This is a genomic window from Rhizobium sp. CG5, from assembly GCF_023701945.1.
Lineage (GTDB): Bacteria > Pseudomonadota > Alphaproteobacteria > Rhizobiales > Rhizobiaceae > Allorhizobium.
Genome location: NZ_JABAEF010000008.1, coordinates 74570 through 86304, shown reverse-complemented (window position 1 = coordinate 86304; position 11735 = coordinate 74570). Strand labels below are relative to the sequence as shown.

Here is an 11735-nt window from a genome sequence, read left to right as displayed (position 1 = left end):
AGTGGTTGGCCAACGCCACCCCCACCGAACCTACGCACGCGATCCGACTGTTAGTTTAGCCTCACTTACCGAGTGCCAGCCATCTGATCAGCCTTAATGCCGGATGTTTCACATTTTTATAGAATGATTTTGGATTATTCCGGAGCTTTTTATATTTTTCCTTGGATAGAGCAGACCGCATTATCGGCGTGGTGATCGTAAAGACAAAATTTTCTCTTTGAGAAATTTCTATTTTCCTTTCGGGTTCTTGAGCCTTTACAGGGAGCTTACGCTTTGCTTTAGGTCCGGATCCCAGTTGGCCGGTTTTGTTCGACGTAATTTTTTTTTCGGTATTTTCTATTTTTAACGCTTTGCTTCTAACATCCAAGGCTAGCGCACCTGGAGCCCAGTTGGATTCAATGCCAGAAACCGGATTGCGGTTTTCGTCCAAGGGAGCGATATAATAGCGTTTACCTGCACCGCTGAACGTATCGTCGAGATCTTGACCTGCAAACAGTTCGGCATCCGCTGGATGGGGACGAGTTAGAAATTGCTCCAAAAGCGGAAGGCTCAGGTCCGGTCTAAAGGGCGTCGAGGGTGCGAGCGGTCCAAGCGTCTCGCAAACGTCGTTTGCAAAAGCTCTCGCTCCGTCTTGAATCGCCGAAATGAGCTGGTTTCTCTCAAGATTTGATGGACTGACAGGTTCTGGTTGAAATCCGTTTTCACTTCTAACGATCCGACGGACGCTTGGGATAGTATCACAAAGCATATTTTCAACCATCAAGCGATGATTCAAAATTGGCTTATTGTATGTATTCGCGCAATCCTCGACGTAGTAAGAGTGTATCTCGTTTCCGTGTGATTTCCATCGGATGGCAGCATCCGTCGTTGCTATGTAATATCCATGTAACGGCCTTTTCAACAACTGACCAAGGCTGCCTTGCATATTGGCGCTCCAGCCAACGTCGACGATCGCCGGTTTCAAATCGGAGTAAAGGCCGTTTTCTTCCAGATATGCCGTATAAACGGACCGTTCTTCACTCGCCGCTGAGAGAATCTCATCCGACAGAAACCTCAACAGAGCATTGAGTTTATGACGCCCATTTCTGCTCCGATCGATTTCCTCCTCAAGTGACGTATATCCGCTGTTTCGAACCACCTCTAAGTTGATTTTGTCTTCTGAAAGGCCAAACCTCTGAGTCAGAATCCTTCTCAACGTTGCCGTAGGATTTATCGTCTGCCCCGCAATCTCGATGATATCGGAAAAGTTTTGTAACTGGGCCACTCGAATGGCGCGCCGGGATCCCCAGAGGTAATTGCTCGCTACGCCGGATGGATTTTCCCGGTCGATCCGATCGAATACGTCCTTGATCAGTTTCCCCTCCCTGGACAAAAAATGCAGGTGGGAAACTTCATGCTCTATCGCTGATGATCTGACCCAATTGGCGAAACCGAAAACCAAGGGACCAAGAGCAGCGTAGCCCAACTGCCAGGGATCGGAATCCGAGATGCCGACATTTGACACAGATCGGGGATCATCGAACAATCGATTCGCGATGGCAGCGGCAGTTACGCTTCGGGCAAGGCCAGCAATCGGAGGTCTTTTAGGAAAAGCGGTTTTGAACTCCTCGTGTCGAGAGAAGCTAATGGCGGCCCGAGGAACGTGAAATGTAGTAATACCTCTTTTTTTCGCCGGCTGTATATCTGTCTTGGCGTTGTCACCAACATGGACCATGTCTGGCCCTGACAACTTTCGATCCGTCATTATAAAATCGAATAAGGTGCCGTGCTTCTTGGTCAGCCCAATCTCGCTTGAGAGATATAGACGTTTATATGTGTAGCCTGTCTTCTCTATGATCCCGTCTATGCATCGGCGGGGTAGGTACATGTCGCTTGTAATGCAGATTGGGATTCTGCGCCGCTGCGCTTCTTCATAAAGTTCTGTGCCGATTGGTCGGCGTCGGGCGGCATTGATTTCAATTTCGATTTCCAAATCTGACAATGTGTCGACCATTTCTTGCGGCAGATTTTCTGCTAAACAAAATTCGACATAGATGTCTTTCAACGAAATTTCTTCTGTCGTAGCGTTCGCTCGCGCGAGTAATTCCGCCGAAAGGCGCTTCTCCGCAAAGTCAAATGGTACAACTATACCGCGACGAGAGAATTCTAACTCCATGAATCGGTACAAATCGGCTGGATTCTCAAATCCGCGGGTTACGAGAGTATCAAAAAGATCAAAGCTAATAAGTTTCGGAGATGTTTTGTTTAGAAGATGATGAAATGCATCATCTTTTGATTTGCCGTAAAAGGTTAGAGCCTTGCTCTGAAAAACCTTCTGAACCTCACGCTCCCGGAAATGCCCTAGTAGCCGATCCTCGTACCGTGTGTCTATCGACGGCAGAGACGCTAGACGCTCGATTCCGACGGCGTTTTGCCGGCTGTGCAGTTCCTCCAACAAGGCGACCAGGAAGTCGCCGTCATCGGTAATGAGCGAGGTCAACGGCTGATGTTTCAACAATGTGAAATCAAGTATCTTGTCCCGATCTGCGGTCGTATGCACTGCTTGATGCCCAAACGGGCTCAACCATGTGTTCCCTATCACCTTGACCGGAACATCCCAGATCATCGCCTGAAATGCTAAGCCGCTGGTGGCAACGAGCAACTCGTCGGCGTATTGCAAAAGATGCTGGGTTATCGAAGGAATGTTTTCCATGTCCGAAAAATAGAGGACCCGTTCATTTTTACGGGAAAGGAACTTCAGAAAATCGGGACTCATCACCTTATCGCTGTACAGTCTTGAAACATATTCCGTAACCAAGACTGCATTTTCAGGCGCGGCGGTTTGGACGGCGGCCAGTGCAAACTCTGATTGTGATAGAAAGCCGGTCTCCCCTTGGAAGGCGTAGTGCCCGCTGATCTGAAGGGGCAACACGGAGAGCCTGTCAGCCCCTGATGCCGCAATTAGGGATCTTTTCGTTCGATACGGATAACGCGAGAAGATCTGCCGCGCCTTCAACTTGAATCTTCCGACTGCCGTGTCTGGATGATTTTGATCCGACATGATGGCGAGTGCATTTTGATGCAACGCACCTTTTTTATAAAGTCCGATGGGATCGAAGACGGTTGTTTTTGGATACGGCGCCCGGGCAAAACTACCGGGCATTTGACTGACGATAAGTGCATCAGGATAAATCGCTCTCAAATAGGAATCCGGTGTTTCCCACAACAAGATACAATCTATCGACTTCGGCAATCTCTTGCCCAACCAAGCGACCACATCATCGTGGATCTTGGACGAACCAGTGCCGGTGTAAAAATTGATCGATGGATCCCGCCATCCGCCTGCAATTTGTATGGCATCCATGGCGTCGAGAGGAATCAGATCTGCTATATCTTTGAATTCCGATACGTAATCCTGGAACGTATTAGGATATGCGATACTGACTTTGCAGCCCTTTTCCGACAGGGTTCGCGCTTGCTTTAGAAGGTGTCTAGAGAACGAATTGAGGCCGAAATAAATATCGCCTCCCTGTCCAACCCAAGGCGGAGTCCATATCAAAACCTGCATATATTCACCTTAATTCTGATCGCCGGCGGCGAGGTACGCGTCGCGGAGAAATGCCTCAATAATTTGTTTGCCTGAAGATAACAATTCATATGTGCCACCCTGTCTTGGTAATCCCGCTGGCCGCTGATATGCTAATTCGAAAAAGACGGAGTGGTTATGGATATCCTTTTTTACGTTGAGCCTAAGATTGAAAGAAACGATCCCTATTTTAGGCTGCCCACGATTCGAAACTCAATAATCCCGCAAATTGAAGCGGCAAGAATTTGCGGACATAGAACGTTTCTAATTTTTGGCGCTCATTTGTTGAGTCGGCTTCAGTTGGATGGCCTCGAAGGAAAGCTTGGTGATTATGGAACGATCAAGGACGCTCAACTAGCTTCAATCACACCTTCTTATCGGGAACTCGCGGCCAAAGGCCTTCAAAATTCATTTACTGAGGAGCAGCACGGCATCCTACAGGATATAATTTCAGCAGCGGTCCCAACCGACTTCCATCCGGAGTTGATCGTAGTGTGGGAGAGCGCGGCTGAATATCTTCGGAATATTTTTCCGAATGCGAAAATAGTTTATGAACTGCCTGGACCTTTCTCTCGCGCACCGTTTCCTGATTACACGCTGTTCATTCCTCAGTTGCTTAAGGACTGCTTGTCTAAGCCACCAAAGTCTACCGAAGCAAATTTCGATGAAGTCCGGCGTCAATTACTTAGGGGGAGTCTTGTAAAGACAGGCGTGTCGCGACGAATAAGCGCGTTGCGCCAAAAATATAAATATTTATTGCTGTATCCCCTTCAGGTTGACAACTACTTTATGGTTGATGAGGTGATAAAGAAATATGGTAGTCAGCTAGGCGCGCTGGAATATATCCTATCTTCCGTACCATCTGACTTCGGTATTATAGCTACATTATACCGGTCGCGCTCGGTGACAACAGATACAATGACCGATGCGGCTGTAAATTATCTGAGGGAAAACTACTCCAATTTTATATTCGACAATGACATCAATAGCTACGACAATGTGTCTCAATGCATAGTCCCCCTTTCTGATGGAGTCGTTGTAGCTTCATCCTCGGTCGGGTTTCAGGCGGCGCTTTGGAAAAAGCCTCTCTTGACCCTTGGCAGATCTCATTTAGACCTGGTTTCCACGGCGACGGCAGTCACTGAATTTGTAGATCAAGTGCATTCGAGGACAGACATTGATCGTGATGCTGCGCTAGCTTTTTGCATTTCGAAATACGCGCTGGCTACTTCGTTGATTAAGACTGATCCCATGCGGTTTATTCAGCGACTCCTGGATGTCGCGGAATCGGACTCGAAAATTGGCTCTGTGCCTAACATAAAGGATGCTGTTGGGGATTTACTTAGCGGAATTAGGCAGGAGAGTACAAAGAAAGGGAGCAAACGAGATTCCCTTGTTGAGAAATCCCCCTTTAATGTAGTTCGCGACGTTGCGGAGCGCCGCCAGATTATATCCTTCGATATTTTCGATACTCTTTTGGTGCGACCGCTCGCTGAGCCTGCCGATCTCTTTAGAATAATGAATGATTTTGTGGAGGAGGCCACTGGCAAAAGACATGTTAATTTTGTCGATGTTCGGCGTGCTGCGGAGAAGAGAGCTTTTCAAATCGCGATTGCGGAGGGACGGCAGGAAATCCATATATCCGATATATATAAAGAGGTGGAATTAAGCCTTGGGGTTTCATCGGATGTTTCGATGCGCATCATGCAGGAGGAGGTTCGGCTTGAGACGCGCCTACTTTATCCTCGGAAGTGCATTGTTGATATATATCATGACTTTGTTTCAGTTGGTAAAGAAGTTTATTTGATATCCGATATGTATCTTTCCGAAGACACTTTATCTTCGGTATTGCGGTCAAATGGTATCACCGGATATAAGTCGCTATTCCTTTCTTCGTCGCATAATGCAAAGAAACAATCGGGTGCATTGTTTGACGTTTACAAAGCCGCCCTTTCAAAGCCTGTCGAAAACATGCTGCATATCGGCGATAATGAGATTGGGGATCTGAAGCGTCCGCAAGATGCAGGAATTAAGGCTGCTCATTTGAACCGGCCTTGGGAAACATTCAAGAAAAGTCTGCATTACAGTCAGGTTTGGGCCAAAGATGAAGCCCGACATTCTCTATCGCTACGAGCGATGCTGGCAGTCATCGCTAATGAATGCTACGATGATAAAGATGTTGCACAAAATTGCTTATTTCCTGGCGGTCGATACGATCTAGGATTTTCGGCTTTCGGGCCTCTGTTGTTAGCTTATAGTCACTGGCTTTTGAAGCGATCATTGAACGATGGCATAAAGACCTTATTCTTCCTTTCAAGAGACGGCCAAATTATGAAGCAGGCCTATGATATCGTCGCGCGACACGTCCCCGAAGCGCCGAAATCTGTGTACCTTTATTGTTCTCGTCGCAGCGCGAATGTCGCCAAACTGAAGACATTTGAAGATATCATAGATTTGTCAATGGTCGACTTTGGCAAGATGACGGTCGAACGGCTGCTGGAAGTAAGGTTTGGAATATCACCGGTAAATATCCAGGTAGCAGGAGTTTTTCCTGTTTACGAACGATTGCGGTATGAGAGCGTAAATAATGAGACTCGAAATATATTAATACCGGTTTTGAAAGAGTTGGAGGAATTGATCCTATCGAATGCTGAAGCGGAACGAGCGGACTACATTGCTTATCTTGATAGCGTTGGATTCTTAGACACGAAATCAAAGGCTGTTGTGGATATTGGATACGCGGGCACTATGCAAGAATCCTTGTACGAACTGACGGACAGGAAGAATCCAATATCCGGATATTATCTTGTCACGTTTAGGCCAGCGATTGAGCGTTGTGAAAAGAAAGGTCTACCGACATCCGGCTTCTTTGGAGATTTCATTGACAGACACGATACGCATTTGACGTTTTGCAGACATGTGCCTCTCTATGAATCGTTCTTTTCGAATGATGAAGCTTCTCTTAAGCGTATAGCGAGGATTGCCGGGACTAAATTTGTTCCCATTTTTCAACCGGAGACATCTGGAGAGAGCCATCGGAAAGTTTTCTCACGTCAAGTTCATCAGGGTGGTCTTGCGTTCGTTAATCGGTTCTGCGATGTTTTTGGTGATATTCAGTTTAAATTTGACTTTGAACCGATGAAGTCATTTCGTACTTTTAGCGAATACTTCAAGAATCCAACCGTCAAGGATGCACGGTTGATGGCTGGCCTAATATTTGAAGATAATTACGGGGGTGGGGCAGATAAAGTAATTTTGAAAGCTGATCGCAACAACTCGATTAAATCCAATTGGTCCCAGGGAGAGTCGATCCTTTATCCGTCCATTTCTATCTCAAAAAAAGCAGGAAAAGCCAAATCAAAGTCTTCGATGGGCGAAAAAAAGCCGGAGAAGAGTAAAGCTATTGTTGCTCCGATGGGTTGGAGAAAAGTGTTTCGGCAGCCGGTTCGGCCCGTAGTCCAGGCCATTGGCTCGTCAAAGGACGTGGCTAAATACGACGATCATCCCGCAAAGTTTTTTGCTGATCTGAAATCGGCAAAATACCGAATGATAGGTCGTGCGCTTTTTGGTCGACCAAAATACCTGAAGAGGAAGCCGTCTTGAAAGAGCGTGCATTCAATTTGTTCGCTACAGCGTTGCAGCAATTGACCGGGTCAGTTCAGGCTTTAGGAGATAGGCACGTCGAGAGACCCAACATCGACATTATTGTCGATGTGAAGCGGTACGACCTTCAAATGCCGGATATTCTCTGTGAGCGGTGCAATAGCTATAGTCAGCATGGAGAAGATATCATTATTGACAGTTTGTTGAGAGCTGCAATGGTGGAGCCAAGTGATAGGCCGATGATACTTGAGCTTGGGTCTAACCATCCGGTTAATATGAGTAACACATGGATGCTGTATCAACGAGGATTTCGTAGCGTTCTTGTGGATGCGAATCCGCGCTATGAGCATGACACGCTAAAATCTAGGCCAGAAGATATATTTTTATGTGCGGGAGTAGCTACATCTGATGCGCGTACTGCAACGCTCTACGTGCCGCAACATGCTGAAGTTGCAAGTCTTTCTCGTTCTTTTGTCTTGTCTTGGTACGAAAGGCGTAGTTTGTGTGCCGAGGTTGAAGAATTAGAAGTCAAATTGTATTCTGTAAATGATATATTTTCAATGTATTTCACTCCGCCTGGACCTGTAGTTCTTACAATAGATATTGAAGGCTTGGATTTTGAGATATTGCAATCGATCGATTGGGCAAATTGGAAGCCACCAATTATATGCATTGAAAGAGATCGCAGGGAGCGCTCAAGCGCCGCTGCCCGTAGCTATTTGAAAGAGCGTGGTTATGTTATCACGGCCGCTACAGCGGTAAATGACATTTTTTTGCTGACTTCATAATGGAAAGCGTGCCGCCTGGCTGTCGGCGGCGGCCAGCGGCGGCGGCAGGGCGACGCCGCGGGTGCGTTCGCGCAGGATGGTCAACAGGCCGGAGCCGACGATCAGCGCCATGCCGATCAGCATCGGCATGTCGACGAGATCGTTGAAGAACAGATAGCCGAGCAGGATGCCCCATAGCATCTGGCTATATTGCGTCGGCCCGAGCACGGCGGCGGGCGCATAGAAGGCGGCATACATCAACAGCACATTGCCGAGCGCGCCGATCAGCCCGTAGCCGGCCAGCAGCAGCCATTCCTGGCCGGTGGGCGGCGAGAAAGACGGCAACATGGCGGTGCCGCAGAGCAGCAGCGTGCCGAGCAGGCCGGCACCATAAAGCGAGATGTTCTTTTCCGACGGGCCGATGGCGCGGAAGATGACGATCGACATCGCCCCCGACAGGCCGGCAAACACTGCCCCGACATGGCCGATCGACAATTCGCGAAATCCGGGCCGGAGCACGACCAGAACGCCGATAAAGCCGATGATCACCGCACTCCAGCGCCGGATACCGACTTGTTCTTTCAGGAACAGCACCGACATGATGGTCACGAAGGACGGCAGCAGGAAGATCAGACAGAAGGCCTCGGCCATCGACAGATGGGTAAAGGCCGTCACACTGCCGATCGCGCCGACACCGCTGGAGAAGAACCGTAACAGCCAGAGCGGCCGGTTGGTGGTCTTCACCACGTCGACCCAGCGATCGCTGCGCTTCAGCAGGAAGGGCAGGGCGGCAATGCCGAAGCAGGCGCCGAAGAAGGCCGATTCGATGGGGCTGATGCGGCCTTCGATCATTTTGACGGCCGCGTCGCTGATGGAATAGGCAAGGAAGGCCGCAAAGGCCAGAAAAACACCCCTGAGGGTCATATCGGGAGACAAGGCAGCACATCCTGGGAGAAGGCGGGAGACTTTCGTGCCTACAGCATGTCGCCCGAAACTGGGCACCGGTTTCGGGACAACGACATGCCATAAAACGAAGAGCTAAAGCGTAAGGAGCATATCTGGAAGATCGCGATACGCTTTAGGAGTGAAGGCCGTTTCCGTCAATTGAGTTTCTGCAATTCCTCGGCCTTGGCGGCGGCAATTTCCCGGAAGGCATTGACCAGCACCTCGGTCGGCTGCGCACCGCTGACGGCATATTGCTGGTCGATGATGAAGAAGGGCACGCCATTGACGCCCATCTGCCGGGCCGCATCGATCTCGCCGCGCACGCTCTCCTTGTCGGCATCGCCGGCCAGAAGCGCTGCGATCACCGGACGGTCGAGGCCGCTCTGTTCGGCAATGTCCAGCAGCACGGCGGGATCGCCGACATTGCGGCCCTCCTCGAAATTGGCCTTGAACAGGGCGGCGGCCACCCTGTTCTGGATCTCGCGGCCTTCGGTGGCCGCCCAATGCAGCAGCCGGTGCGCGTCGAGCGTGTTCGGGCCGACCTTGATCGCCTTAAAATCAAAGGCGATGCCGACCTCGGCGCCCAGCTGTTTCAGCTGCGCATGGGCGCGGTCCATATTGTCCTTGCCGCCGAGTTTTGCCGCCAGCGCCACCTGATGATCGACGCCTTCCGGCGGATAATCGGGATTGAGCTGGTAGGGGCGCCAGTTGATGTCGACGCCGATCTCGTCCTGGATCTCGGCCACGGCCAGGTCGAGGCGCGCCTTGCCGAGATAGCACCAGGGGCAAACCACATCGGAGACGAGGTCGATGGTGATGTGCTTCATGGGGTCTTCCTTTCCTGGCAGCCGTTGGCAGCGGGTGATCGATCTCCCGCCACTTAAGAGCAATGGTGCTTCAGTTCAACCGGTTACCGAAAGGGAACCGCCCGGCCGGCGCACCGGTAGTCGGCCGGTCACTGCGCCCGCGTGTCGAACCAGACCGGCAGCTGATAGCCATAGAGCGGCGTCTTGTCGGGCCGGCCGATCCGGGCCCAGCGGGCCACCCATTGCTCGCCGATATGATAGAGCGGCACGACATAATGGCCATCGACCAGCAGCCGATCGAGGGCCCTGACCGACGCTCGGAAATCCTCGTCGCTGCGCGCATTGACCAGCGCATCGATCATCCGGTCGATATCCGGATCGGCGACGCCGGCATAGTTGAAGCTGCCCTGGCTGTCGCGCGACGAGCTGTCCCAGCGCAACAGCTGTTCGGCGCCCGGTGACAGGGACGACGGATAGGCCTTGATGATCATGTCATAGTCGAAGCTGTTGGAGCGCGCCTGGTACTGGGCATCGTCCACCGTGCGGATCGACATGCCGATGCCGATCAGCGCCAGCGTCCGCTGATAGGCGAGCGCCATCTTTTCCTGGCTGGGGGTCTGGGTCATCACCTCGAAGGCGAGCGGCTTGCCGGTGCCATCCACCATCTTGCCGCCCTTGATCGTGTAGCCGGCCTTGGAAAGCAGCGTGACGCTCTCGCGCAGGATCTTGCGGTCGGCGCCGGTTCCGTCGGCCACCGGCATCTGATAGGTGCCGGCCAGGATCGCCGGATCGATGCGGTCCTTGGCAGGTCCCAGCAGCGCCAGTTCCTGGGCGTCGGCCGGATTGCCATAGGCGCCGAGCGTGGAATTCTGCCAGAAGCTCTGGGTGCGCTTGAAGGCGCCGCCGAACATGGTCTTGTTCATCCACTCGAAATCGAGCGCCAGCGTCAGGGCCTCGCGCACCGTCGCGTCGGCAAAGATCGGCCGGCGCAGGTTGAAGACGAAGCCGAGCATGCCCGACGGCAGGCCGGGCTGAAAAGTTTCGCGCAGCACTTGGCCGGTCTTGGCCGCCGGAAAATCATAGGCGCGCGTCCAGTGGCTCGTATCGCCGTCCGGATAGATATCGACATCGCCCTTCTTGAAGGCCTCGAACAGCGTGCTGTCCTGCAGGAAATAGCTGACGGATATCTCGTCGTAATTGTCGAAACCGACCTTGGCCGGAATGTCCTTGCCCCAGTAGTCCGGATCGCGGCTGTAGACGATTTTCTCGCCGGGACTGATCGACTTGATCCTGTAGGGACCGGAGCCGACCGGAACGGCCAGCGACGTCTGCTCGAACGTCTCGGGATCGATGGCGTGTTTCGGCAGGATCGGTGAGCCCATCGCCAGGATCAGCGGCGTCTCGCGGTTCGCCTTGTCGTTGAAGGTAAAGCGCACGCTGTGATCGCCAACCTTCTCCATCTTGTCGACCACGGCCAGGCGGCGGTTATACGGCGGACGTCCTTTTTCCTGCAGCAGGTTGAAGGAGAAGATCACGTCCTCGGGCGTCACCGGCTGGCCGTCGTGCCAGCGGGCTTTCGGGTTGAGGTTGAACTGCACGAAGGAGCGCGCCTCGTCCCATTCGACGCTTTCGGCCAAGAGGCCATAGAGCGAGAAGGGCTCGTCGCTGGAGCGCTGCATCAGCGTTTCATAGAACAGGTTGCCGTATTCCGGGTCCCACATGCCGCGCGCCGTGGTGCGCATGCCCTTCAGCACGAACGGGTTCAGCGCATCGAAGGTGCCGACCACGCCATAGGCCAATCTGCCGCCTTTCTTGACGTCCGGATTGACGTAAGGGAAATGCGTGAAACCGGCCGGCAGGGCCGGTTCGCCATGCATGGCGATGCCGTGCACCGGCTCGGCCTGGACTGGCAGCCCGAGGCACAGGATAACAAGGCTCAAGAGAAGACGCCGCACATCAGATCCTTTCGAGGAGACTGCAGATTCGCGCGCAAATTATCATGAAGCTCCTCAAAACCAACACAGTGGAGGGGCAAATAACGCCCATTCG

General features: G+C 51.8%; 6 protein-coding genes. 2 read left to right on the top strand and 4 right to left on the bottom strand.

The window, feature by feature from the left end; genetic code table 11:
• Positions 1 to 61: 61 nt before the first annotated feature.
• The gene (locus tag HGO38_RS14780; RefSeq protein WP_250956664.1) at positions 62 to 3547 is read right to left on the bottom strand and encodes an HAD family hydrolase; all 3486 of its coding nucleotides are present in this window, start codon (positions 3545 to 3547) and stop codon (positions 62 to 64) included.
• A gap of 156 nt (positions 3548 to 3703) precedes the next feature.
• Here HGO38_RS14780 and HGO38_RS14775 point away from each other — a divergent pair, with 156 nt between their 5' ends.
• Both HGO38_RS14775 and HGO38_RS14770 read left to right on the top strand, forming a co-directional pair.
• Positions 3704 to 7168, top strand: a complete 3465-nt coding sequence (locus HGO38_RS14775; protein ID WP_250956663.1) for a hypothetical protein — start codon at positions 3704 to 3706, stop codon at positions 7166 to 7168.
• Complete coding sequence (locus tag HGO38_RS14770; protein WP_250956662.1) at positions 7165 to 7956, top strand: FkbM family methyltransferase; 792 nt, start codon at positions 7165 to 7167, stop codon at positions 7954 to 7956. The genes HGO38_RS14775 and HGO38_RS14770 overlap by 4 nt, the downstream gene beginning before the upstream one ends.
• On the opposite strand, the gene HGO38_RS14765 is transcribed toward HGO38_RS14770, so the two are convergent.
• From HGO38_RS14765 to HGO38_RS14755, 3 genes are all read right to left on the bottom strand, one after another.
• Complete coding sequence (locus HGO38_RS14765) at positions 7951 to 8859, bottom strand: DMT family transporter (RefSeq protein ID WP_250956842.1); 909 nt, start codon at positions 8857 to 8859, stop codon at positions 7951 to 7953. The two genes, HGO38_RS14770 and HGO38_RS14765, sit on opposite strands and share 6 nt — an antisense overlap.
• Before the next feature lie 176 nt (positions 8860 to 9035).
• Positions 9036 to 9707: a DsbA family oxidoreductase gene (locus HGO38_RS14760; protein WP_250956661.1), complete on the bottom strand. Its 672-nt coding sequence runs from the start codon at positions 9705 to 9707 to the stop codon at positions 9036 to 9038.
• Between the two features lie 128 nt (positions 9708 to 9835).
• Positions 9836 to 11641, bottom strand: a complete 1806-nt coding sequence (locus HGO38_RS14755; RefSeq protein ID WP_250956660.1) for an extracellular solute-binding protein — start codon at positions 11639 to 11641, stop codon at positions 9836 to 9838.
• Between the last annotated feature and the right edge of the window lie 94 nt (positions 11642 to 11735).